A 25,404-nucleotide genomic window follows, 5' to 3' on the forward strand; every position below is an offset into this window, starting at 1 on the left:
TTATTCTCCTGCTAATTTTCCGCGGACTAAAGCCAGACCACTGCATAAAAATGCGCATTGGTTTTGAGCATTCTTAACTTCAGTAGTAGCGCCTAAATTGTTACGGAAGGGGTGAGGTATGTCATTGATTGCTGTGATTGTTTCCTGAATCTGCTTAACAACCATGTCGTTCAATGTCGGGTTCACTTTTTTCATGATAGAGCACAGACTTGCACTGGCAACAGTTCCGTCTAAACTACCATAGTAAGCATTACGGATGCTGTAAATGTTATCAGTATAATCATCTAAAGAGTTCCAGCTATACCAGGATTCTACGGCTAATACACCACCTTCTTTATCTCCGCTGTTCCACTTATCTACCGGATCTCCGATTTTCGTTGCACCTACTTCATTGGCAATTCCTTCTGCACCATTGTCAGAGTTTAGTATCATTGCAACAGATTGTTTGATATTGCTTATAGAGTAAGTTCCGTTAGGTGCTTTCATTGCATCTTTATAGGCACCGTTCTCCAGATTTTTACCTTCTGTCCAACCTTTTAACAAAAGCTCTGTGTCTTTTGACATACGTCCGACAACAGCCTTGAGGTATCCTATTTTATTAGCATCCAGGTCTGTGATTTTTTTTGCTTCACCATCCTCAAACAATAAATATTCGGCAGTATGGAAACCACGCAAGTTCTGTGGTGCATCGGCTGGTGCATCATCACCGTCGTCTACGTCTCCTCCGACAGCGTCTTCCCAATTTCCGGACTGTAGAATTGCATCAATACCTCCTTTATCCAAAGGCCAGCTATCCAGACTAGGATCGAGCTTATTCAAATCTGCCGGACCATATAGAAAAGCTTCACTTTTTTCCCAGGGTTTACGTGCTGCAACCCAAGCGTCTGCTGCATTGGCTACATCATTATCACTGGAGGACGTTGATAACTTTTGTACTGCCGTGTTTAATGCGGTTACTTTATTGTACATATCTTGATAAGTAGGAATCACTACATCATCTACATACGTTGCAACCGCAGCCTTTAATTCATCATCTGTTGCAGTGCCACTGTCCGGGGTATTAAAACCCGCAAATGGGTTGGGTGAAACATCTTCTTTTTTAGAATCTTCACTACAAGAGGTCATCGCCATACATACTCCCATTGCCATTATAGGCAGAAATTTCCATGTTTTCATTTTCATTGCTATTAAAAATTATATTTATTTTTTGATAAACCAACCAATATAGGCTATGCCTACAGAGACTAAGTTTTCGTCATTATATTTTCCACCTCCTATGGAGCGGTGGGTGTAGTCTGCTTTAATTACTAGATTGGGTAGAGCGTAGTAATTCAATCCAGCTGTTACGGCTGATACCTGAAAACGTTTGTCGGCCAACAAACCTGTGTTAGCTTCTGTCTTTTCCATCGGATTGTAATATTCATAACGAATAAAAGGATAGATACGGGGAGCTTTAGAATGGAAGAAAGAACCTATATTATATCCTGCTTCACCCCCGTAGCTGACTGCATTTTGTGCTACTGTTGTGTTAGGGTAACCGGAAGCTGCTGAAGAACTGTTGTTGATTGTGGTTAAAGCTCCGCTCGCTCCTAGGTTTCCATAAACGGCATTTCCGCGTACAATCAGGTTGTTATTAAAGCCTTTGTATTGCAAATCACCGGTTACAATGGTTACCGGAAATTTATAACCTGTATTTCTCCAAGGCTTAGTTCCGTTCTTTGCTGTCTGGTTATAATAGAAAGAAGCACCTACTCTTAATCCTTTTACCCCATGGTAGTTTACGCGGGCTACAAAAGCCGGACTGGTGAAATTGTTGACTTCGAATGCTCCTTGTCTGCCGTTTTTTATCCAGTCTTCGCTGCGGAATCCTTGTGGATCAAGCCCATTGACTAATTGAAGTTCATAATCAAACCGTCCAATTTCACCGAATACGGCGATACCTGTTTCATGCCAGGTGGAAGGCAATATCGTTGTTTCACCTTCCGGGCGGTAAACTCCAAAGAAATTAATAGGCTCATGATGGTTGTTGGTCAATCCTACCGGTACAATCATGTGTCCGAAACGCAGATTGATGTGCTTATTAATGAGACGGGTGATATGAAATTGTTCCAAAGCTACTTCACCGCCTTTTTCAATCTCTGTTTCATATTCGCCGTTCTCTTCAAACCATTCAATTTCGCGAGCAGATCCCGTACCTCCGTATTCAAATTCGATTTCGGTACTCAATACCCATTTGGAGGAGAATTTATAATCAAAGGCTAATACAAAACGTGGAATGGAAATCTCTCCACGATTAAGTTTACCGGAACCATTGGGAGTAAAACGATTGAAATTATAATCTTTATAGCTCGCCGCCATTTCTCCATACCCTCCGAAACGGAATTTAGTATATTCTTCTGTGGAAGAAGTTTTACGGTTTTTAGACTTTTCTTTAGTTTCCTGTGCCGGAAGTGTGAGAGAATGTAGGAAACAAAGAATAATGATTGCAGTTATTTTTCTCATTTTTTTAATAATTTTATCGGCTGCAAAGTTATATGAGGTTAAAAGATATGGCAATACCCAATACTAGGCATAGTAATTTCTAAAATTCAGTATATGTAGGTAATTTTGAGTGCTTGAGAAGATAAAACCTGTTATTTTGGTAAAATAAAAGAATAAAGGTGTATGCCAGCCGAATAAATTTTGCTGATATACACCTTTGTCTATGATCCGTTTGTAGAGTAGGCCGGATTTACTCGATTGTGATGTTTTTATTCCAAGTAATTCCACTAATGTCGGTCAATATTAATTCATACTGGCCTTCGGGAAGATTTTGCAAACTGTTATCTCTAATTGCCAAAGTAGCTTTGCTGCCCAATGGGATGATAAGGCTATGTTTACCAGGGACTACCTTAGCTATATAATCATTCTTTATATTAGTGAGAGGGAATAATGCAAGGTCTTCTCCATTCTTTTGAAGTATCACTTTTCCACTTGTGTCTTTAAGAGTAATGCCAATAAGAAATGAGCCGTATACATCGGCACCCTCAACACGATATACTTTAAAAGACAGGGCTCCGTTATTGACATTTGCATCTGATATCTCAATTTTGGGTTTTACTGATTTGTTATGTAGTGGTCCCCATACGCCATTATGAAAAACCTGGTTGGTATATAGGGTGAGTATGAACAATATGGCTGCACCGCCGATTGCTACTTTACTGAATCGCTTGATAGACAATGGAAGTTCGCCGGAAGTAACCCATACCAGCCATTTATTTTTGGATAGTTGGGGCTGTAGCAGATAATCCAAAGAGTATTTTCCGCCGCCGGACAGGAAAATGGTGAATCCTGCGGATACGCCTAAAATACCTATTTGCCATTCATCAAGACAGGTTGTTCCTAACCAGCCGGAACCCAACAGAATGCCGAATGCAAGACTGAATACGCCGATACTCATTAATCTGGTAAAGAAACCAAGCATATAGAGTAATCCGACAACACCTTCAATGATAGTAAAGATAACCATCGCCCACCAAAGTAAATCGGGGGTGCTGACGAGATATTCGATGATGGGTTTGATTCCTATGGAATTAGGTAGGAAATGATTGAACTTCTTTCCAATGTATCCGGTAGAATCCGGGATAAGTTTGTTTTCGAGGACGAGTCTCCGCCAAAAGGCTGAAAAATAAGTCCAACCAACAATAAGTCGTAATGAAAGGGTGAAAATACCGGCCAGTGTATAGGCGGTAAGTTGTTCTTGTTGCTGCTTCATTGCAATGTTTGATTTTGTTATAATTGAGTGAATCGTTTCTTATACAACAAGTTTCCATTGGAAAATGTTTTAATGGATACCTATTTTTAAAGAAACGATTCCACTCAAGACAAACTACATACAAACAAAGCTAAACTTATGCTAAGGTTATCGCTTAAACTGCCATCTTTATACCTTCTTTTTTACTGCAATATCGTTTGCATTGCTGGCATAGGTCATATCCCAGCATGGCTCCTAAAATAAAATCTTCTTCGGCAGTCAGTTGATTTAAAGGATGGATGATGATGTGCCGCATGGCTTCCATACATTCTGCCTTTCCAAAAAACAGGTTGATTTTATTGGTACCTACTTCCTGTATCATATAACTGATCTTTTGATTTTTCAATCGGCGGATGGCAAATTCTTCGTGCTCTTTACTCATTGTGTAAAGTACCATGTTGCGTACGCCTTTCTTAAACTCATAAATATGATTAAGAAAAATTCGGATTTCGCCGGGGAGGATTCTTTCAGTTGCCATGATGCAAAGTATTCTTTTTATGTTAAGGTAAAATTAGCTAATTTCTTGTTTCACTTGTTCAGCCCATGCGTTGATACGTTCGTCTGTTTTGCTATCTTCGTTGACTTCGTCAAGCGGAAGACCTACAAACTTACCGTCTACGACAGCAATAGAAGAATCGAAGGTATAGCCTGCGGTGTCTGTTGCTCCACAGAATTTACAATGGGTATCTTTCAAGTCTTCATAAAGAATGCCTATTGCGTCACAGAAGGTGTCGCTATACGAGTCAGAATCGCCACAACCGAACAGGGCTACAGACTTATGAGATAAATCACATTTCTTTAAAACTTTTACTCCATCGTACCAGTCGTCCTGAAGTTCGCCTGCTCCCCAAGTGGAAGAGCCGAGCACCAATACGTCATATTCATTGACTAATGCCTCTGTTAGCTTGGATACATCAAATACATCTGCCGATGGTACATCTAATTTCTCTGCAATTCGACGGGCAAGGTCTTCTGTTGTTCCGGTTGTGGAACCATAAAATACACCAATTTTATTCATCTTTGATTCGTTTTTAAATGTAACGCTGCAAAGATAGAGGGGCTTGAAGAAATAGGAAATCCCCATTTATAATGGAAGATTTGTCTCATTCTCATTATAAATGGGGATATATGGAATAAAAATAGTCGATATTGTTAATGGTGGAATAGGCGGATGCCTGTAAATGCCATTGCCATATTATATTTGTCGCAAGTTCCAATCACATGGTCATCACGTACGGAACCACCCGGTTGTGCAATGTAGCTGACACCGCTTTTATGCGCGCGTTCTATATTATCTCCGAATGGGAAGAAAGCGTCCGATCCTAAAGCTACACCTGTCATCGTATTCAGCCATGCCCGTTTTTCTTCACGTGTCAGCACTTCCGGCTTTTCTGTGAAGAACTGCTGCCAAACGCCGTCTGCCAATACATCGTCATAATCCTCCGAGATGTAAACGTCGATAGTGTTGTCACGATCTGCACGACGGATTTTTTCAATCCATGGCAAGTTCATCACTTTCGGATGTTGGCGTAAATACCAGATATCTGCTTTATTTCCTGCCAGACGCGTACAGTGGATGCGTGACTGTTGGCCTGCGCCAATACCGATTGCCTGCCCGTCTTTGGCATAACACACCGAATTGGATTGCGTATATTTTAAAGTGATTAAGGCAATGATTAAGTCGCGTTTCGCATCAGCCGGAATTTCCTTATTCTGCGTAGGCATCTCTTTCAAAAGACTCTCATCGATCTTTAATTCGTTTCTTCCCTGTTCGAAAGTCACTCCGAATACATCTTTGTGTTCGATAGGAGCCGGGCGGTATGCAGGATCTATCTTTATTACATTATAGGTTCCTTTTCTTTTATTCTTCAGAATCTCCAGTGCTTCGGGAGTATAGTCAGGAGCAATGACGCCGTCGGATACTTCACGGTTGATGATGCGTGCTGTTTCTTCATCACAGGTGTCGGACAATGCGATAAAGTCTCCGTAAGATGACATACGGTCTGCGCCACGTGCGCGGGCGTATGCTGTAGCTAATGGAGACAGTTTCATGTCGTCCACAAAATAAATCTTTTTCAGCGTGTCGCTCATTTCTACCGCAACAGCAGCACCTGCAGGGCTGACATGTTTAAAAGAAGCGGCAGCCGGCAGTCCGGTAGCCTCTTTCAGTTCTTTCACTAATTGCCAACTGTTGAACGCATCCAACAAATTGATATAACCGGGACGTCCGTTCAATACTTCGATGGGGAGTTCTCCTTCTTTCATGAAGATACGGGCAGGCTTTTGATTGGGGTTGCAGCCGTATTTCAGCTCGAGTTCGTTTGCCATTTTATTAAATATAAAATTATGAGTTACTAATTACAAATAGATAGCGACAAAATTACTAAAAAAAGACTAGCTTGCCTAAAGTTGTGCCACAAAATAGTAGCGTATAATTAGTATTTGCCAATAAATGATGATTTAAAATACCTATAAATGATGATTGCATTTCAGCAAAATATTCCGTTTCTTTGTACTCTCTAATATACATAGGTATGATGGATAATTTACAGAAATACAAGCCGACTGATAAGATGATCGATCTCATCAGCGATAATTATTCTTTGTTGCAAGTGATGAGTCGTTTTGGGCTTTCATTGGGGTTTGGTGACAAAACAGTCAAAGAAGTTTGTGAACTAAATGGAGTGGACTGTCGGACTTTTCTGATTGTAGTCAACTTTATGGCTGAAGGCTTTTCCCGGCTCGATGGGGATAAAGATGATATTTCCATACCTGCATTGATTGATTATCTGCGGCAGGCACATATTTATTTTCTTGATTTTTCTCTTCCGGCTATTCGTCGTAAATTGATCGAGGCAATTGATTGTTCGCAGGACGATGTAGCTTTTCTTATTCTCAAGTTTTTTGATGAATATACACGAGAAGTGCGTAAGCACATGGATTATGAAGAGAAAACCGTCTTTAAGTATGTCGATTCATTGATTAAGGGAAATGCTCCCAAAAACTATCAGATCAGTACCTTTTCCAAACATCACGATCAGGTAGGGGAGAAGTTGACAGAACTAAAAAATATCATTATAAAATATTGCCCTGCCAAAGCAAATGAGAATCTTCTGAACGCGGCTCTTTTCGACATATATGCTTGTGAAGCCGGACTGGAATCTCATTGCAAGGTTGAGGACTATATTTTTGTTCCTGCTATTCTGAATTTGGAAAGGAGGATTAGGGAAAATGAAAAATAACGAAGTTGTTCGAATAGCTATTGCAGAGACCTCTGTAATTATTCGTGGTGGGTTGACTGCTGCATTGAAGCGTCTTTCTAACGTAAAAGTGCAACCAATAGAATTGTTGTCTGTTGAAGCTTTGCACGATTGCGTCCGGACGCAATGTCCCGAGATGTTGATTGTCAATCCTGCTTTTGGTGATTACTTTGATGTAGCTAAGTTTCGAGAAGAAATATCTGGTAAAAGGATACGTTTAATAGCGTTGGTTACTTCTTTTGTAGATGCTTCATTATTGGGTAAGTATGATGAGTCTATTTCAATATTCGATGATTTGGAAACTCTTTCTAAGAAAATTGCGGGTTTGCTGAATGTGGTTTCTGAAGAAGAAGGGATGGATAATCAGGATACGCTTAGCCAGCGGGAAAAGGAAATCGTTATCTGTGTGGTGAAGGGAATGACAAATAAGGAAATAGCGGAAAAGCTTTTTTTGTCGATTCATACGGTGATTACACACCGGAGAAATATTAGCAAAAAATTGCAAATACATAGTGCTGCCGGTTTGACTATCTATGCTATTGTAAATAAGCTGGTTGCATTGAGCGATGTGAAAGACTTATAGCCTGCGGAAGTGTTATAAAATATAAAACCGTTTGCGCACACGAAAAATATTCGTACCTTTGCAAAGCAGTTGAGAAATTGCTGTTAGTTTATAAGGTAAAAGAAAATATTAAATAGAGGTATTAGATTAGACAGTTTAAGGTATTAAAAGTTTTTTAGTTTAGTTCAATAGGATAAGTTTTTAATAGAAGGTAAAAGGATAACAATAGGTAAGACGTTTTTAGGTAAAAAGAAGATTAGTTTTCAGGAAATTTGAGGTACTATGGAAAAGCCTTTAGGCTTTTCTGATGCGGTGGCGAGTGGTTCTATAAAAAGAATTAGCTCGTTTTTTTTATTTATATGGGATTTAAGTCTGTCGCATTGTTATGGGTTAAACAGAGAGTATTATTAGTATAGACTATATAGTAGGTTTAAGGGTCCATGCAAGCGAAAAAATAGTGACGGTATATGACAACGATACCGTTGCTATCCCGGACATATACCGTCACTATCCTTGCCGGATAGCGTCACTATTTTGTAGACGAAAACTTATCGATGAATAGGGTTGCTTGATCTTGCAGGTTAGGAGGGTAATAAAAAACAAAATCCCGACGAAATCGCTTCGGCAGGATTCTATTTCATTTTTTACTTAAATGTGGCTACGTAATAAAATTATGACTAATTAATTCAATTCTGATACTGCAAAGATAGTTCGTTTCAGTATGAGTCACAATCACCTTTATGAGGTATATTATGTAGTAGTTCTCACTATTTATGGTTAGTGGCAGGCGTTTTCTCTACTTTCTTCCACTCTTTAGTCTCGAAATCGTATGCTTTTATGATTCTTGCAGGGCATCCGGCGCATATTGAATAAGGTGGAACGGAATGACTGACTACGCTTCCGGCAGCCACTACGCAATGTCTTCCTAAGGTTACTCCCGGTAGAATGACCGAATTGGCGCCTACCCATACATCATCCTCAATGACAACAGGCAGTGTGCTGACTCCTTGTTCATCAATCATCTTTTCCGCATCCTGGTAATTGTGGTTGAGTCCTGTGACTGTTACATTCTGTGCCAGATTGACGTGGTTGCCGATATGAACCGGACCTATGATTGTATTTCTTAATCCGATGCGTGTATAATCTCCGATTGTTAAGTCGCCAACTGCATTGTTCAGACAGGAGAAATCTTCGACAACAGAATATTTTCCCAAGAAGAACCGGTTGAAAGGAGGGAGGTCTTTGCGGACACTCCGGTAGATGACAGAACCCTTTCCACGTTTCAGGTATATGAAATCGAAGAGCCGTATCCACCAGTTGGGGCGAGTTTTAACGGGATGCATGATGAAACGATGCACAGCCTGTTTCAAGCCGGGGTTTTCTTTAATTCGTTGTTTAAGTGTTTTTTTCTCCATATTGAATGTTTTTTCTTCTTTTTGTCTTCTACCAGATAATCAGGGATTGCCAGGCTGTAAGTGATTAATAGACCGAAGAGTGCGATCCACCATCCGAATGATAAGGTCCAATTGTATACGGTTATCAACGAAGCCCAAACGCTTACGATGATACATAATTTAAGTGGAGAAGGTGTCAATTGTTGTACGATCCGGTTGCAGAAACTCCAGTTTCCCTCAAATATGGAAGGGAGCAAGTAGGAAGTCGTTTTCCGGATACGTTTCCGATAAGGGCAGACCGGAGCGGATTGGCAGTATACAATTACGTCCGGCAGGTAATCAATGTATATATTCTGCCGGAATAACTTTCGCTCAATATTGGTTTTGGAACTTTTCATGTTCTTTTGCAGCCATTTCAGATCGATTGCCATATTAGTTCCCAGCAAATGGGAGGATAGTCCGAATTGTGTATTACCGGCTCTGCAAAGGCTGTTTTTTATTTCTTCACGTATAGCACGGAAGCGATTACGGAAACCTTTGCGGTTTTCTATTACCGTATGTAGCTGGATGGCTTGTATACCGGCATCGTATGCATTGTATATTTTGTCCAGAAATTGCGGAGATAAAGCAGAGGCTGTATGGGACAGAAAGAGAACCAGGTCGTAATGCTCCTGGTCTAAGCTGTTGATTGCCTGATACAGATCGCTGTATGTGATAAACTCGTATGATTCTTCTTTATATATTTCCGGAAGAAGGCTTCCTTCCGGAACGAGAATAGCGCAACGATATGTTTTTTGAGCTTTAGGATAAGTGATATGTTTGAAATGTGAAGCTACGGCCATCACAAAGAGGTATAGCAGCAAAAGCCCTGTACAAAAGAATATCAGATCATCTATTATGTAGATATAAGAGTCTATCATCTGAAAGGAGATTATACGTTCTCTTTTTGAATGAATGCAGTAACTGTTTTCAGAATAATCTTTATATCCAGCCAGAAAGAGAATGTCTTTGCATAGGTGATATCCAACTGCTTGCGTTCTTCGGCAGAAAGTTTACCGGCTTCGCCTCTTTTCTCTACCTGCCATAAACCGGTCAATCCGGCCGGCCCCATGAAACGGTCGATGTGCTCATCGCTTGTCAGCAATTCGGCTTCGTAGAGTGGGAGAGGACGGTTGCCTACTATTGACATATCCCCCTTTAAAATATTAATAAGCTGGGGTAATTCGTCAATACTATATTTACGGATAATGCGTCCTATCTTTGTTATTCTCGGGTCATTTTCCAATTTAACGAAAGCATTGCTTTTTTCTTTGGACTTCTTGTTGATGTAGTCTTCTTCGGAGATTACGAAATCGTCCGATATCAGGAGGATTTCTTCTTCGTCGGCTTCTTCATTAATATCCGGTTCCAGTTCTTCCCCCCAAATATCCTCATCTTCCTGTTGATACTGGTTAAGAGCATTGAAATCCTTTAAATGCTTGTCGGCATCAGTGTACATCGAACGGAATTTAAGGAAGTCGAATATCTGATAGTTACTTCCTACTCGCTTGGATTTGTAGATAATGGGGCCCTTGCTTTCTAACCGGATAGCTAATGCAGTAAATATTAGGAGAGGAGAAAGGCATAATATCGCCATTCCCGAAAAGAATATATCAAAAGTTCGTTTCCATAAAGGCAATCGGAAAGCATTAATATTTTGTGTTTTAAGCTGAAGTGCCTTTATTTTCTGATCTTTTCTTCGTTTAAGGAAAGTCGATAAGTCCTTTAAAGCCTCTTGGCTCGTTTCATATTTGATTGTATTGTTAATGCCGGCTTTAAGATATTCGGATGCTTCTTCCTTAGACAAGGAATCGATGACGAGTATCATATAAAGTCCCGGATATTTTTTGCGCATGTATTGGATATCTGCAATATCTTGGGATAAGTTCACCTGTTCGAAAAATAGGGCTGCGTCATATTTTTCGCGTATTTTCTCCAATACTTTGACAGCTTTGCTACAATTGGACGCAGCATAGAATACCCCAATACTTAGTCGGGAGAGTAGTTCTATTGTTTTGCTATCTCTGCCTATATAAACAAAATATTGCATGTGTAGAAGACCCGGTATTAGTCAATAATCTTTTTGATTCGGATTTTGAGTTCCAATGGGTTGAATGGTTTCAGGATATAGTCTTCTGCTCCCTCTTCCAGTAGTCTGATTCTTTCCGTTGTACTTTCTTCGCTGGATAACATAACGATAGGAATTGATTTGAATAATTCATTGTTCTTCATGTATCTTAAAAATTCATCACCCATCATAAGAGGCATACGAATGTCTGAAATAATGAGGTCAGGTACATTGCCTTCATTAAGCCATTCTATTGCTTTGATGGGATCTTCCAAATAGGTAAAATCATACTCTTTTCCTAGATACACACCGGCCACTTTTCCGATTGTCGATTTATCGTCGACTAGTAATATTTTTTTCTTCATACGAATAGACCTTTCTATCGCTTGCTTTGTTATTTGATTTATTGATTGAGATTGTTGTCACATTATGTTTGTGATACACTGCAAATATAGATATTATTTTAGAATAATCTCCATTCTGGAGAGTAAAATTCGTGATATATGTTTTTTTTCTATTAATTGCGACTAACAGTATCTTGATGAAAAAACACGGATTTCAACTTTCATGAAATCCGTGTTGATGATTGACTGTTTGGCTTATTTATAGACTCTTGATGAATCAAAAGTTTTCCACCATTCTTCATTCTTAGTACCGCCACTTGTTACCCAACTTTCGAACAGCGAGTAAGCAGATTTGATATTCATATATTCCAAAGGCCATTTGAAGTCTGTCGGAACCATGATTCCCCATGCTAGGTTATCTTTACTGATGTAATATCTTTTGCGGGAAGTAGAGCTATCGTCGTTGTTGCCTCCGAACAAGTCGGTATTTGCTAACTTAGTGGGTTGGTAACCGACGATATGGATCTCTTTACGCTGGTTTCTGTTTCCTTCTACGAAGATGAACACATTCAGTTTGTTGATATTAAGCTCATCCACAGAAATTGGGTTGCTGAACTTGATAGTGAAACTGATATTTTTAGGATTCGTATTGGCAGAATGATCTTTAATGGTATTAATCTGTTCGTAACGGTCTCTTCCCAATGCGTTGTGAGCATCGTCAAATAATGGGATAACAGCATAGTCCTGGCCGTTCTCAATCTTATTACTATTCACATTAAAGTTTTTAGCAAGAGAGTTATCACTGAACACCACCGGTTGTGTGATAGCACTGGCAGGAACACCGTCCAGCATGATAGCAGCTCCGATGCTCTTCGTAGCTCCCGCAGCCGATAAATCAAGACTTAGCGTGAACTCTTCTGCCTTATTATCCTTGTTGATGGAAATCTTTCTTTCTTTGATAATCAAAACAAGATCGTTCATATCGTAATCTCCATATAAAGGCCACTGGTCTTCAAATAGATAAGCGTAATTACGAGTGTCATCCATGATGATCGGGAATTTAGGATCTTCTGGTTCTTCTCCTTCATTTCCATTATTCTTAGTACCCGTGCAGACTTCTATCACGACTTTGGATTCTCCCATTTTAGTAAAGTATGCGCCATTTTGTACATAGAAGTTGTTCCAATATGGGCTCTTTTCAACATGATTATCACATTCAATAACTAAATTTCCATCATACGTAAAACCTTGTCCGGTTATAACCGGAGATTTTATCATAGAAGTATTTTCGCCTTTTCCGTAAAATTTAGCATGAGCTGTATTCATGTAAATACTTGTAGTTGCATCCAGCATAGAACCATTGCTCAAGTTGACTGTCCCATTAACAAACTCCATCGTAGGAGCTTTTAAGTATCCTTGGGTAAAGTTGAATGTTGCTCCGTTTGCATAGAAAGAAGTTGTGGCTTCCAGACTGCAAGCATTGTTGAATGTTGTATTGGTGAGGCTGATAGTTGTAAATCTCATGATGTTGTTATTGGTAGCAACAGCATTAGAATTTGCAATTAATTCCTTACCATAAATCTCTCCGTTATTTTCTAGTGAGAAATTAGATGGCAGATTTAATGTACCTTCAAGCTCAATTTTATTATCATTCACAATTTTTGTGTTAGAATTGATTGAGATGTCTCTGCTTGTTATGGTTCCTTCGTTGTAGAGTGTTGCACCGGAATGCAGAATCATGGTATTTGTTACCGCCAGTGTCCCCCAGTTTCTTAATGCAGCAGGCGCTCCATTAGTGAATGATACATCGTCTGCGTTTACTTCTCCTTTTTCCATGATAGTCAGCATGGAGTTTCTGATGAACGTCATGGTTCCTGATGCATTAATCTTTGCATTGTTCATCACAATGATTTCAATTCCGTTCTGGAATTGGAAAGTTGCAGGAATAGTCCATTGGGCATCTACATAAACTCTGGTTGCAATATCACCGTCATATCCGTCAAATTTGAATATACCATTATAGTCAGAGGTGATTTTGTAATTAGCATTACGCAGTAAAGTAGTTCCTGTCATTTCTGTAACTTCCTTAGCGTCAGCTGGTATGGAAGAATAATCCGGTTTTTTAAATGCAAGGCTTCTAGTAGCGACACCACGACTCATTAATGCTCTATTTTGTGCTGCAGATTCTGCATAATAGAGCTTACAGGTAATATTATCGCTGTTTTCGGGCACATCGAACTGATATACCTGTTCACGTCCTCTAGGGTCAGTTTGTTTCACGTAAATACCCTTTTGAGTGGGAAGCAGGCTGACAGCAGCTGTAAATTTAAAGTTATTTTCTTTGTTAGCTGTCCTTGCAGCGAGTACGGAAGCATTTTCGTTAGTCAAAGGATCTTCTGCATATATTTCAATTAAATAAGCAAATTGCCCTCCTTCTTCATCTTTCACTTCGACTGAAACATTTTTTGTGGTTATCATGTTCCAATCGATATCATCGGGAGCAGCAAAGCCGTTTCCCATCGGGTTAGGTGTTTCATAAGACGGATCATAGAGATCCTTTCCGGAGTCCACACAACTAAACATAGTACCTGCTATTGCTATTGCAATAATGGGCACAAATTGAACTGTTTTCTTCATCATAATGTATTATTGCTTGATTGTTTGTAACCAAATCCATCACAAAAATAACTGCATATCTTTTATTGGAAATGTTTTTTCTGTTATTTTATAGGGTGAAAACAACTATACTTCCGTTTTGGTTCTTCTTTGGCTCGTTTAGGTTTGATGAAGTCTCGGTGATGATGAAGAGAATCCCTTGATTTTCACTTTTATAAGACCGCTTAAAATGAAAATCAAAGGATTATATTAAGTGTATTTAATTTAAGACTTAGTAATTTCTCCTATTAAGCAGGAGTTCATTTTATATCGGATATCCTTGTTGGGTAATCCATGTCCCAATAAAAACATGAGCTTTGTTATGGCACATTCGGGAGTGCTGTCATATCCGCTGATTACACCTGCTTCCAAAAGGTGCATTCCTGTTTCATAACGTCCCATCTCTACTGCTCCGGAGGCACACTGTGTGATGTTGACAATGATAATTCCGCGATCGGTAGCTTCTTTTAGTTGGCGGATGAACCATTCCTTTTGCGGGGCATTTCCTGAACCGAAGGTTTTCATGACAACTGCCTTCAATCCGGGAACATGAAGCAGAGAAGTTACGATACTCTCTTGGATACCAGGGAAGAGGGTCAAAATAACTACATTGGTGTCAAATAGATAATGCGGCTTTAATGGTTTTGTCGGATCTGGTTTCCGGATAAGATGGGGTTCATATTTGATGTGGATACCTACCCGTGCCAAGGGTGGATAATTGAAAGAGCGGAAAGCGTTAAAATTCTCCGCATTAATTTTGGTGGTACGGTTGCCACGCATCAAATGATTTTCAAAGAAAATACAAACTTCAGGAACGATGGCCGTACCATCCGGGTTTTTGGCAGCTGCGATTTCAATGGCTGTGATGAGATTTTCTTTTCCGTCTGTGCGCAAAGTTCCGATTGGTAGCTGGGAACCGGTGAGAATGACGGGCTTGCTTAGGTTTTCGAGCATAAAGCTTAATGCAGAGGCTGTGTAAGCCATCGTATCTGTTCCGTGAAGGATGACAAAACCATCAAAATAATCATAATTGTAATTGATAATCTTTACTAGCTTTGCCCAGTAAGCAGGTTCCATATCCGAAGAGTCGAGAGGGGGATCAAATTGGTAGGAAGAGATGCGGTAGTTGAATCTTTTTAGTTCGGGTACATGCTTAAGCAAATGATCGAAGTTGAAGTTTTCTAAGGCACCTGTTTCCGGATTCTCTATCATTCCGATAGTTCCACCCGTGTAAATTAACAAAACGGAAGGGGTTTCTGCTCTCATAATTGTTGAATTACTGTTAAAACGCTGGCAAAGATAGGAAAAAATAGTGATTTATGATTTATGAATTATGATTTATGAGTTTTCGAATGATTTTGTAGATTTATCATTCATGTGAACCTCCCTCACGTCCCTCACACTTGATTAATTTATTAGAATTACCAATGACTTGGCTTCAACTGCTGATTCACATAAATCATAATTCATAAATCATAAATCATAAATCATTTCACCGCTTCTTTTAATTTAAGGATGGCTTTTTCCGGGTCTTTTTCTTCTTCGAGCAGAGTAACGAACTTACTGCCGATGATAGCTCCGGAAGCGTGTTCGCAAGCTGCCTGGAATGTCGCTTTATTGGAGATACCAAATCCTATCATCAACGGATTGTTCAGATGCATATCTTTTATTTTCTTGAAGTATGCCTGTTTTTGTTCGTTGAAATTCTGTTGTGCTCCGGTAGTTGCTGCTGATGAAACCATGTAAATGAATCCGTCGGTATGTGTATCTATTTCGCGTACCCGTTCTTCGCTGGTCTCCGGTGTGATGAGCATAATCACTTTAATGTTGTAGCGCTCGGCAATGATACGATAATGTTCTTGATAATCACGGAAAGGGAGATCGGGGATGATGACGCCATCAATACCGCATTCCACGCATTTACGGCAGAAGTTTTCAAATCCGAATTGCATGATTGGATTTAAGTACCCCATGAATACAAGTGGTATTTTTACGTCCTTGCGAATATCCCGCAATTGTTCAAAAAGAAGTTTTAAAGACATGCCGTTGCGCAATGCTTGGGTAGCGGCATTCTGGATAACAATGCCGTCTGCCATCGGATCACTGAAAGGAATACCGATTTCAATCATGCTTACTCCATGTTTTTCGAGTGTGCGGATTACATTGGCAGTACCATCTAAAGTGGGGGTGCCGGCACAAAAATAAATAGAAAGTATGTCTTTCTTGTTGCTATTGAAAAGTTGATTAATTCTATTCATGACGTTGGAATTTTAAAGTGATGATTTTAATTCGTTTAAAAATGTCCGGATACGCTCCGGATCTTTTTCTCCCGGTTTGGTTTCAAAACGGCTGTTGAGATCATATCCGGCAAGCCGGGGATGCTTGAATTCTTTCAGGGCATTGGCACTGTATGAGTTGATACCTCCGCTCAAAAGGAAAGGTACATCTCCGTTATATGTGTGTAATATGCTCCAATCAAATTGATTTCCCGAACCACCATATTGCTCGCATTTGGTATCGAACAGAAAAAGATCACAGACTTTTTCGTAGTCATACACCTTTTTCAAGTCTTTGGGGCGGTCTACAGAAAAGGCCTTGATGATTTTCAATCCGGTAGAATGTAAAGACCGGCAGTATTCCGGTGATTCATTTCCGTGGAGTTGCACATCATTCAGTCCGAAACGATCAGCATACATGCTGACCACTTGCTTGTCTTCATTGACAAAGACGCCGACACGCCGGGCATGAGTGGGCAGGTAAGCCGGAAGCTCGTAGACACATCGGGGAGATTTAGGATAAAAGATGAATCCCAGCATATCTATGCCTTCGATAGCCTCTACGTCCTGTATGTTTTCAGCTTCTCGCATACCGCATACTTTGATAATTTTTCCGTTAATCATAGGGCTGTCCGTTTTGAATAATTAGTTTATTGAATGGCTTGTAGGAAATTCTGTAAAGTTTCTCCCGGTCGCTGTGTTTTCATAAATGTTTCGCCGATCAGGAATCCCCGGAATCCGGCTGCCCGGAGGCGTTTAACTATTTCCGGATCGGAGATGCCGCTTTCAGATACCAGTACCGCATCTTGAGGAAGTTGTCCGACCAGGCGGAAAGAGTTTTCTACATCGGTGAAGAAAGTACCCAGATTACGGTTGTTGATACCTACCATATCTATTCCTTTGTTAATGTACGCCAGTTCTTCGGAACTATGAATCTCTAATAAGACCTCCAGTCCTAATTCATGGGCTTTTTCTGCAAGTTCATTGCATTTTTCCGGTTCTAGTGCGGCTGCAATGAGAAGTACGGCATCTGCACCAACAATTTTAGCTTGGTAAAGCTGGTATTCATCAATGATGAAGTCCTTTCTAAGGATGGGAATTTCCACCAAAGGGCGTGCGGCGCGGATATCTTTCAGGCTTCCTCCGAAAAACTTCTCATCAGTAAGGATGGAAAGGGCGGAGGCACCTGCCGCTGCATAGGAGGGAACGATCTCTTCCGGACGCACTTCTTCTTGTATCCATCCTTTGGAAGGAGAGCGCCGCTTGAACTCGGCGATAATACCTGATGTGGAAGAGGCTAATGCCTGCTTCATAGAGCGGGGAGTCGGAGATTCGCTGATACCTTCCTGTAATTGTTCGATAGAAATAGCCTGCTTTTGCAGGTCAACTTCAAATCGTTTGTTTGCTATAATCTCGGATAATATATCTTTCATCAGTTCGTTTGTTTTTATATTTATAATCAGACTTGCTAATCGTAAATCAAATTAACTATTCAATTCAATGAATTTTTTTAGTGTAGCTAATGCTCGTCCACTTTCCAATGATTCTTTGGCAAGAGCAATACATTCTTCAATTGTCTTTTCCGGACGAATCACATGGATAGCGAAAGCGGAGTTGACTATCACTACATTTTTTTGAGCTTCCGTAGCTGTATTATTCATGATATGATCGAAAATCTTAGCTGCATCTTCCGGTGTTTGTCCGCCATCCAGATCAATATCCTTATAACGGGAGAAGCCGAGGCTTTCGGGAGTGTAAATCTTTTCATGATCGCTGGTTGCCACTTTAAACTCATTGGTCAGAGAAATCTCATCATATCCGTCAAGGCTATGAACAACAGCAAATTTCGTCTTGCTTTCCTGATAAGTATAGGTGTAAAGGCGAAGTAACGGTAGATTGTAAACTCCTAACAATTGGTAAGCAGGTAATACCGGATTTACCAATGGACCGAGCATATTGAAGAAAGTGCGCACTGCCAATCCTCTACGAACCGGAGCTACTGCTTTTAATGCCGGATTGAATAAAGGGGCATGTAGATAAGCAAGATTGCATTTTTCCATGCTGCGACGCAGTTGGTCTACATCACTGGTGAATTTTACACCGTGTTGCTCCATTACATTACTGGCACCACTGACCGACGTTGCTCCATAGTTACCATGTTTCACAACCGGGAAGCCGGCTCCGGCAACTGTAAAGCAGGAAGCTGTAGAAATATTGAATGTGTTTTTTCCGTCACCTCCGGTTCCTACGATATCAATCGGAGCGAAATCACTCAAATCGACCGGAATACGCATTTCCAACAGTGCGTCACGGAAACCGCATAATTCCTCTACGGAAATATTACGCATCAGAAAGACGGTGATGAGTGAGGCCACTTGCACATCGTTATATTTCCCTTGCGCGATGTTCTGTAGAATGGTGCGCGCTTCATCGCGTCCCAAATATTGATGTTCGAAAAGTTTGTATAGAATCTGTTTCATAAGTTTAATCGTTTAAGAAGTTTTTGATAATTTCTTTTCCTTGCGGAGTTAATACTGATTCGGGATGGAACTGAATACCATGTACATTATACGTTTTATGGCGGATTGCCATGATTTGTCCCTCCTGGCTTTCTGCTGTTATTTCCAGACAGTCCGGAAAGCCTTCCCGGCTGACTACCCAGGAATGATATCTTCCAACAGGGATTTCTTTTCCTAATCCTTCAAAAAGCAGGTCCTGACGAAGGATGCTTACCGGAGTTTGTACGCCATGATATACTTCTTTGAGATTTTCCAGACGTGCTCCGAAGGCTTCGCCGATAGCCTGATGACCCAGGCAAACCCCTAGAATGCTTTTGGTCGGAGCGTATCTCTTAATAATAGGTAGTAACAAGCCGGCTTCTTCGGGTATGCCCGGTCCGGGAGACAGGATGATTTTATCAAAACGATCTACTTCATCAAGCTCTATCTGGTCGTTGCGGACTACTTCTATATCTGTAGCCCCTAATTCTTTCACTACATGCAGCAGGTTATAAGTGAAAGAGTCGTAGTTATCTAAAAGTAATATTTTCATTTTTATTGTCATTGTAAAATGGTTGTTCAAATACTATCTCTGCTTTTCTGCCTAAAGAAATAGAAGCGTTTAGGCAACGGGAATCTTTTTTCAGGCAACAGCAATTATTTTTTAGGCTGACTATTTGGGACGGTTAATTTTTTAGTTTGACAGCTAAATCAATTGCTTTTTTCAGTGCTCCCAGTTTATTGTTCACCTCTTGCAGTTCGTATTCATCTTGGCTGCGTGCTACGATACCTCCTCCGGCCTGGAACCAGAGTTCGTTGTTGCGGCTTACAAAAGTACGGATGGTGATTGCTTGGTTTAATTCGCCATTCAATCCGATAAAACCGATACAACCACCGTAGGCTCCACGATTATGTGGCTCGATTTCACTGATTAACTGCATAGCGCGTACTTTGGGGGCGCCGCTTAACGTACCGGCCGGGAACGTGTCAATAAACGTTTTTATTTTGTCTGCGCCTTCATTCAGCATACCGCTGACACGGCTTACCAAATGAATAACATGGCTATAATATTGCGGTTCCTTATAGAATACCACGCGTACGTCATGGCAATTACGTGAAAGATCGTTTCTAGCAAGATCAACCAGCATGACATGCTCTGCATTTTCTTTAGGGTCGGCCAGTAAAGCCTCTGTCAATTCGCGGTCTTTTACTGTGTCTCCCGTGCGACGGGTGGTTCCGGCAATCGGATCAATGTAGGCGCGGCCGTTTTCGATTTTGCAATGTGTTTCCGGTGAAGAACCAAAGATACGATATCCTCCGAAGTCGAAATAGAAAAGATAAGGAGAAGGATTGATGCTGCGGAGTGCGCGATAAACTTTGAAATCATCCCCAGCGTATGGTTGGATAAATCTTCTGGAAAGCACGATTTGGAAAACATCTCCGCGCATACAGTGTGCGATTCCTTTGCGCACATTTGCTTTGTGTTCTTCGTCGGTGATGGGGCTGGTTACGGGGCCTGTTACAGAGAAATTATAGGAAGCATAATTCCGGTTTTCGATGGCTGCTTCCAGTTCCGGCAAACCGCTTTCTTCTCCTTCGGACAACATTTCAACTAATGTCAGCTCATTTTTGAAATGATTGAAAACAATGACATACTTATATAATATGTATAGTAAATCCGGAGCATCGTTTTGCTCATCATGACTTTCTTTCACCGGGATATGCTCGAAGTACTTCACGGCATTAAACGTCGTGTATCCGTAAAGCCCGCATACATTCTTATTATCTCCGGTCACCTGGAACTTATTGATAAACCGGTTCATAGCCTTTTCTACATTGAATGTTTTTGTCAGCGGTTCTTCCGTACGGCTATTATCGGGATAGTTGGCAGTGACAATGCCACCGTTTACACCGATGCTTGCCAAGGGACAAAGGGCTATAAATGACAGGGAATTTTCTCCGGCATGATAATCGGAACTTTCCATTAATGCGGATTGAGGATACATGTCGCGTACTTTCAGATAAATGCTGACGGGAGTATGCATATCTCCGAGCACTTGTTTGCTATGGGTAGTATAATTAAATGTTTTCATTTCTATAATTGCTTGATTATTGATTGCGAATGATGGTTGACTAATTATTTATAGCTGTTCGTTAAACGACAAATAGGTTTCAATATCTTTGTCTCCTCGTCCCGAAACAGTCAATACAACGATATCTTCCGGCTTGAACTTCAATTTTTTCAAAGCTCCTAATGCATGGGCGGATTCCAATGCAGGGATAATACCTTCGAGTTTGGTTAGTTCGTAGGCAGCTTCTATCGCTTCGTCGTCGTTGATTGCCAATACGTTGGCACGGCTTTGGGCGGCAAGGTTAGCGTGTATCGGACCAATGCCCGGATAATCCAGTCCGGCAGAAATGGAGTATGGCTCCTCTATCTGTCCGTCCTCGTTTTGGATGACGTAGGTACGTGCTCCGTGGATAATTCCCATTTTGCCGAGTTGGATGGTAGCGGCAGTCATTCCTGTCTCTATTCCTTTACCTCCCGCTTCCGCCAGGATAATGCCTACCCGTTCGTCGTTGATATAATGATAAATCGTTCCGGCAGCATTACTTCCTCCTCCCACGCAGGCTATCAGATAATCCGGATAATCACGTCCTTCTTTTTCTTGCAGTTGCTTTTTGATTTCTTCGCTGATAACAGATTGCAGGCGTGCCACCATGTCAGGGTAGGGATGAGGGCCTACGGTAGATCCGATGATATAATAAGTGTCGGCAGGATGACAGCACCAGTCGCGGATCGCTTCGTTGGTTGCATCTTTCAGAGTCATGTTGCCGGAAGTAACGGGGATAACGGTAGCTCCCAACATTTTCATTTTCTCTACATTGATGTGCTGGCGTTCTACATCCGTCTTTCCCATATAAACGATACATTCCATATCCATCAATGCACAGACGGTAGCTGTTGCTACTCCATGTTGTCCGGCTCCGGTTTCGGCGATGATACGCTTCTTTCCCATGCGGCGTGCCAGTAAGATTTGTCCGATGGTATTGTTGATTTTATGAGCGCCTGTATGATTCAGGTCTTCCCGCTTCAGATACAATTTGCAACCGTATTTTTCAGAAAGGCGTTTGGCTAGATAGAGTGGGGAGGGACGTCCTACGTAGTCACGTAGCAACTGGTCGAATTCCTTTTTAAAATCTTCGCTTTCAATCACTTCGAGGTACTTATTCGTTAGTTCCTCAACACATTTGTGGAGGATTTCCGGTACGTAAGCACCGCCGAATTCTCCGTAATAGCCATCCTGGTCAACTAAAAAACTTTTCATAATCCTATCTGTATTTTTATGTTATTATTGAATCTGTTTTGAAACGGGTAAATAAAAAGAGCCCTGTCGCAGGTTGCGACAGGGCTCTTTCAAATTTGTTATATCTTTAATGAGGTATATACATACGAGCACTGCTCCCTTACGACTGTCGGAGTTGTAACGGGCGCCACCACCAATATGTATTTACTAACATTGTTCTCATTGTCTTTTGTAATTTTATGGGGGCAAATATAGACACTTTGTTTGAAACAGCAAACAAAATATGACTTTTTTTCTCTTTTGCCTTCATTTTTCTGATATAGAACAATTTTCAACCTGAACTGTTCTTATAAATATTGAATATTTAAACAAAAACAATTATGAAACAGAGAAAAGTTTTAGTAGGTATCGCTATTGCCATTTTCATTATATTATTATTGTATTGGTTATTGGTAGCAGAGGATATGAAACCCTGGTTGTCGGCTATGGTTCCTTCCGTGGCACAACAATTCTTTGCTTGATTCTGACAGGCTTTGGATAAATCATGTATCTTTGCAAGGATAGTGACTAATAACCAAAATAATAACAATAGACTAAGATATGGAAAATTTTATTTTTCAAAATCCCGTGAAACTAATCATGGGAAAAGGGATGATTGCCCGGCTGGCTAAAGAAATACCGTCCGACAAACGTATTATGATTACTTTTGGCGGCGGAAGCGTGAAGAAAAACGGAGTGTACGATCAGGTAAAGGAAGCATTGAAGGACCATTTTACGGTAGAATTCTGGGGAATCGAACCCAATCCTGCCATCGAAACTCTCCGTAAAGCGATTGCTTTGGGAAAAGAAGAGAAAGTGGACTATTTGCTGGCTGTTGGCGGCGGTTCTGTTATTGACGGTACGAAATTGATTTCCGCAGGAATCCTGTATGATGGTGATTCTTGGGATTTAGTGCTTGCCGGACGCCCGGTAACTCATACTGTACCTCTTTCCACTGTATTGACTTTGCCTGCTACCGGTTCGGAAATGAATAACGGAGCAGTTATTTCCCGTCGCGAAACGAAAGAGAAATATCCTTTTTATGCCAACTATCCAATCTTCTCTATTCTTGATCCGGAAGTTACCTTTACTTTGCCTCCTCATCAGGTAGCTTGTGGATTGGCTGATACCTATGTTCATGTGATGGAGCAATATATGACTACTTCCGGACAGAGTCGCGTTATGGACCGTTGGGCGGAAGGTATTCTACAAACTTTGGTGGAGATTGCTCCGAAAATTCGTGAAAACCAGCATGATTATCAACTGATGGCTGATTTTATGCTTTCGGCTACAATGGCATTGAATGGATTTATTGCTATGGGAGTGTCTCAAGACTGGGCTACTCACATGATCGGGCATGAAATTACTGCTTTGCACGGATTGACACATGGCCATACGTTAGCCATTGTTCTTCCTGCCACGTTGCAAGTGCTTCATGAAGAAAAAGGGGATAAGCTTTTGCAGTATGGTGAAAGAGTTTGGGGAATTACTTCCGGTACAAGAGAAGAGCGGATTGATGAAGCAATTTGCCGTACCGAAGAATTTTTCCGTTCACTGGGACTGACTACACGTTTGCATGAAGAGAACATCGGACAGGAAACTATTCTGGAAATCGAACGCCGCTTCAATGAACGTGGTGCTAAATATGGTGAGAATGGAAATGTAACAGGTGCTGTTGCTCGTAGAATATTAGAGACTGCACTTTAGGCACACTCTTACATGAAGTTTATAGAATAAGAAGGTTTCCGAAAAATCCTTCTTGCTAAATAAAATGTGTACCCTAAAAGTTGGATATAAAACTTTTGGGGTACATTTCATTAGTAGTGGTAATAATGTAAAGTAGCGGGGCAGTATTATCATCTTACAGGGTATACTTCATAATCAGTAGCAGTAGAAAGAATGATTTTATAAATCCAAGGCTTTTCGGTATTCTGCTTACTATTTCTCAATTTTCTCTGTTCTTGGAATTTTGAACCAGAAACAAGAACCTTCTCCTTCTTTAGATTCCGCTCCGATAACTCCTCCCAGCCGCTCTACTATGACACGACAGATGGCTAGTCCGAGACCTGTTCCTTTAATAAACGAATTCAGTTTGACGAAACGTTCGAACACCTTGTCTATTTTGTCAGCAGGAATTCCGATACCTGTATCTTTTACATAAAAGTATATTTCATCACTTGCTTCTTCAATCCGGTATCCCATTTCGATAGAACCTTTGGAAGTGAACTTTAAGGCATTGTTTGTAAAGTTGATGATAACCTGTGATAAGCGTATGCGGTCTGTATTAATAATACATTGATTTGCTCTCTCTGTGAATACGATTTGTACGTCCGGTGAAGAGTTTTTTTCTTGCATTTGTCTGCAAATACCTTCCATCAGTTCATTAATGTCAGTTTGCGCAAATGTGAATTCCATAGTACCGGCTTCGATTTTGGAAAGATCCAGAATATCGTCTATCAGTTGCAATAATAAGATGTTGTTGCTGGAGATTATTTTCACGAACTCCTGTTTCTCTTCTTCCTCCTCTGTCTGACAAACCATTTCGGAAAATCCTACAATTGCGTTTAGTGGGGTTCGTATTTCATGGCTCATATTAGCGAGAAAGGCAGATTTTAGTCGATTGGATTCTTCGGCTTTTTCCTTTGCCTCTTGCAACATTCTGTTCATTTTTAGTTTTTCAGTGATGTTTTCAAAACGAAGTAATCCGCCAATAATTTCAGTTTCTTTTTCGTCGCCAAAAACGGGAGTTGCGGTCACTTCAAAATCGACATCGTCTACTCTGATTGTATGTCGGATTATTTTGCCTTGTTCGATTGCTTTCTTGAAAGCACATTGTCCACATGGTTCATTACGAAGTGCACTGGTCTGATAGCAAATTTTTCCCGGTATGTATCGTCTTCCTTTTACCAGGCTGGCGATTTGTCTTCCTTAATTCCGCAACACTATTATAAAATATTTTTTTTAAGTACCTGAGCAACAAAAAGTTGCTCAGGATTTTGCCATGTCAGAGGATTCACTTAACTTAGTGTTGCAAAAAAATAATCAAACAAAACCTCATCAGGCATGGCAAAAATGCAAATAAAATCCGAGAAGCTCACTCCTTTTGGAGGAATATTTTCAATCATGGAGCAATTTGACTCCACATTGTCATCTGTAATCGACTCGACA

The 25,404-nt window shown here is 40.6% G+C and carries 23 protein-coding genes and 1 pseudogene; 4 read left to right on the forward strand and 20 right to left on the reverse strand.

The window, feature by feature from the left end:
- From HMPREF9009_RS14620 to HMPREF9009_RS14645, 6 genes are all read right to left on the reverse strand, one after another.
- Nucleotides 1-1,176: an imelysin family protein gene (locus HMPREF9009_RS14620; RefSeq protein WP_004312528.1), complete on the reverse strand. Its 1,176-nt coding sequence runs from the start codon at nt 1,174-1,176 to the stop codon at nt 1-3.
- Between the two features lie 24 nt (nt 1,177-1,200).
- Entirely contained in the window at nt 1,201-2,502 is a 1,302-nt protein-coding gene (locus HMPREF9009_RS14625) for a porin (RefSeq protein WP_004312527.1), read from the reverse strand.
- A 229-nt stretch (nt 2,503-2,731) separates the two neighbouring features.
- Complete coding sequence (locus HMPREF9009_RS14630) at nt 2,732-3,754, reverse strand: TQO small subunit DoxD (protein WP_049702560.1); 1,023 nt, start codon at nt 3,752-3,754, stop codon at nt 2,732-2,734.
- Between the two features lie 154 nt (nt 3,755-3,908).
- Nucleotides 3,909-4,271, reverse strand: coding sequence for a DUF2023 family protein (locus HMPREF9009_RS14635; RefSeq protein WP_049702561.1), 363 nt, complete (start codon nt 4,269-4,271; stop codon nt 3,909-3,911).
- Between the two features lie 33 nt (nt 4,272-4,304).
- Nucleotides 4,305-4,811 carry a flavodoxin FldA gene (gene fldA / locus HMPREF9009_RS14640; RefSeq protein ID WP_008022890.1) on the reverse strand — a complete coding sequence of 169 codons (507 nt, stop codon included), beginning with the start codon at nt 4,809-4,811 and terminating at the stop codon, nt 4,305-4,307.
- 134 nt (nt 4,812-4,945) lie between these two features.
- Complete coding sequence (locus HMPREF9009_RS14645; RefSeq protein ID WP_004312523.1) at nt 4,946-6,121, reverse strand: phosphoribosylaminoimidazolecarboxamide formyltransferase; 1,176 nt, start codon at nt 6,119-6,121, stop codon at nt 4,946-4,948.
- Nucleotides 6,122-6,330: 209 nt separating this feature from the next.
- On the opposite strand from HMPREF9009_RS14645, the gene HMPREF9009_RS14650 reads away from it, so the two are divergent.
- Both HMPREF9009_RS14650 and HMPREF9009_RS14655 read left to right on the forward strand, forming a co-directional pair.
- Complete coding sequence (locus HMPREF9009_RS14650; RefSeq protein WP_004312522.1) at nt 6,331-7,035, forward strand: hemerythrin domain-containing protein; 705 nt, start codon at nt 6,331-6,333, stop codon at nt 7,033-7,035.
- Nucleotides 7,025-7,636 carry a helix-turn-helix transcriptional regulator gene (locus HMPREF9009_RS14655; RefSeq protein WP_004312521.1) on the forward strand — a complete coding sequence of 204 codons (612 nt, stop codon included), beginning with the start codon at nt 7,025-7,027 and terminating at the stop codon, nt 7,634-7,636. The genes HMPREF9009_RS14650 and HMPREF9009_RS14655 overlap by 11 nt, the downstream gene beginning before the upstream one ends.
- 746 nt (nt 7,637-8,382) lie before the next feature.
- On the opposite strand, the gene HMPREF9009_RS14660 is transcribed toward HMPREF9009_RS14655, so the two are convergent.
- From HMPREF9009_RS14660 to trpB, 13 genes are all read right to left on the reverse strand, one after another.
- Nucleotides 8,383-9,030 (reverse strand): acyltransferase, encoded by a 648-nt coding sequence (locus HMPREF9009_RS14660; RefSeq protein WP_004316628.1) that lies wholly within the window; start codon nt 9,028-9,030, stop codon nt 8,383-8,385.
- A complete protein-coding gene (locus tag HMPREF9009_RS14665) occupies nt 8,982-9,929 on the reverse strand; it encodes a glycosyltransferase family 2 protein (RefSeq protein WP_049702562.1) in 948 nt (315 codons plus the stop codon). The genes HMPREF9009_RS14660 and HMPREF9009_RS14665 overlap by 49 nt, the downstream gene beginning before the upstream one ends.
- A gap of 11 nt (nt 9,930-9,940) precedes the next feature.
- Nucleotides 9,941-11,098 carry a sugar transferase gene (locus HMPREF9009_RS14670; protein ID WP_008022882.1) on the reverse strand — a complete coding sequence of 386 codons (1,158 nt, stop codon included), beginning with the start codon at nt 11,096-11,098 and terminating at the stop codon, nt 9,941-9,943.
- 17 nt (nt 11,099-11,115) lie between these two features.
- On the reverse strand, nt 11,116-11,481 hold the full coding sequence (locus tag HMPREF9009_RS14675; RefSeq protein ID WP_004300114.1) for a response regulator: 366 nt from the start codon (nt 11,479-11,481) through the stop codon (nt 11,116-11,118).
- Between the two features lie 234 nt (nt 11,482-11,715).
- Nucleotides 11,716-14,100 (reverse strand): LruC domain-containing protein, encoded by a 2,385-nt coding sequence (locus tag HMPREF9009_RS14680; RefSeq protein WP_049702563.1) that lies wholly within the window; start codon nt 14,098-14,100, stop codon nt 11,716-11,718.
- Between the two features lie 240 nt (nt 14,101-14,340).
- The gene (locus HMPREF9009_RS14685) at nt 14,341-15,381 is read right to left on the reverse strand and encodes an asparaginase (protein ID WP_049702564.1); all 1,041 of its coding nucleotides are present in this window, start codon (nt 15,379-15,381) and stop codon (nt 14,341-14,343) included.
- A 221-nt stretch (nt 15,382-15,602) separates the two neighbouring features.
- On the reverse strand, nt 15,603-16,373 hold the full coding sequence (gene trpA / locus HMPREF9009_RS14690; protein ID WP_004316614.1) for a tryptophan synthase subunit alpha: 771 nt from the start codon (nt 16,371-16,373) through the stop codon (nt 15,603-15,605).
- A gap of 12 nt (nt 16,374-16,385) precedes the next feature.
- Nucleotides 16,386-17,015, reverse strand: a complete 630-nt coding sequence (locus HMPREF9009_RS14695; RefSeq protein ID WP_008640637.1) for a phosphoribosylanthranilate isomerase — start codon at nt 17,013-17,015, stop codon at nt 16,386-16,388.
- A gap of 26 nt (nt 17,016-17,041) precedes the next feature.
- Nucleotides 17,042-17,824: an indole-3-glycerol phosphate synthase TrpC gene (gene trpC, locus HMPREF9009_RS14700; RefSeq protein WP_049702565.1), complete on the reverse strand. Its 783-nt coding sequence runs from the start codon at nt 17,822-17,824 to the stop codon at nt 17,042-17,044.
- A gap of 51 nt (nt 17,825-17,875) precedes the next feature.
- A complete protein-coding gene (gene trpD / locus HMPREF9009_RS14705) occupies nt 17,876-18,871 on the reverse strand; it encodes an anthranilate phosphoribosyltransferase (RefSeq protein ID WP_008022877.1) in 996 nt (331 codons plus the stop codon).
- A gap of 4 nt (nt 18,872-18,875) precedes the next feature.
- A complete protein-coding gene (locus HMPREF9009_RS14710; RefSeq protein ID WP_117683546.1) occupies nt 18,876-19,442 on the reverse strand; it encodes an anthranilate synthase component II in 567 nt (188 codons plus the stop codon).
- Between the two features lie 133 nt (nt 19,443-19,575).
- Nucleotides 19,576-20,982 (reverse strand): anthranilate synthase component I family protein, encoded by a 1,407-nt coding sequence (locus HMPREF9009_RS14715; RefSeq protein ID WP_049702567.1) that lies wholly within the window; start codon nt 20,980-20,982, stop codon nt 19,576-19,578.
- 48 nt (nt 20,983-21,030) lie between these two features.
- Entirely contained in the window at nt 21,031-22,218 is a 1,188-nt protein-coding gene (trpB, locus tag HMPREF9009_RS14720) for a tryptophan synthase subunit beta (RefSeq protein WP_007752215.1), read from the reverse strand.
- Between the two features lie 359 nt (nt 22,219-22,577).
- Here trpB and HMPREF9009_RS25990 point away from each other — a divergent pair, with 359 nt between their 5' ends.
- Complete coding sequence (locus HMPREF9009_RS25990) at nt 22,578-22,718, forward strand: hypothetical protein (protein WP_004300101.1); 141 nt, start codon at nt 22,578-22,580, stop codon at nt 22,716-22,718.
- Between the two features lie 79 nt (nt 22,719-22,797).
- On the forward strand, nt 22,798-23,943 hold the full coding sequence (locus HMPREF9009_RS14725; RefSeq protein ID WP_049702568.1) for an iron-containing alcohol dehydrogenase: 1,146 nt from the start codon (nt 22,798-22,800) through the stop codon (nt 23,941-23,943).
- 231 nt (nt 23,944-24,174) lie between these two features.
- On the opposite strand, the pseudogene HMPREF9009_RS14730 reads toward HMPREF9009_RS14725, so the two are convergent.
- Nucleotides 24,175-25,161: pseudogene (locus HMPREF9009_RS14730) on the reverse strand (sensor histidine kinase); the annotation flags it as partial.
- Nucleotides 25,162-25,404: the final 243 nt, after the last annotated feature.

Origin of the sequence: Bacteroides sp. 3_1_13 (assembly GCF_001185845.1) — a bacterium.
GTDB classification, from domain to species: Bacteria; Bacteroidota; Bacteroidia; order Bacteroidales; family Bacteroidaceae; genus Bacteroides; species Bacteroides xylanisolvens.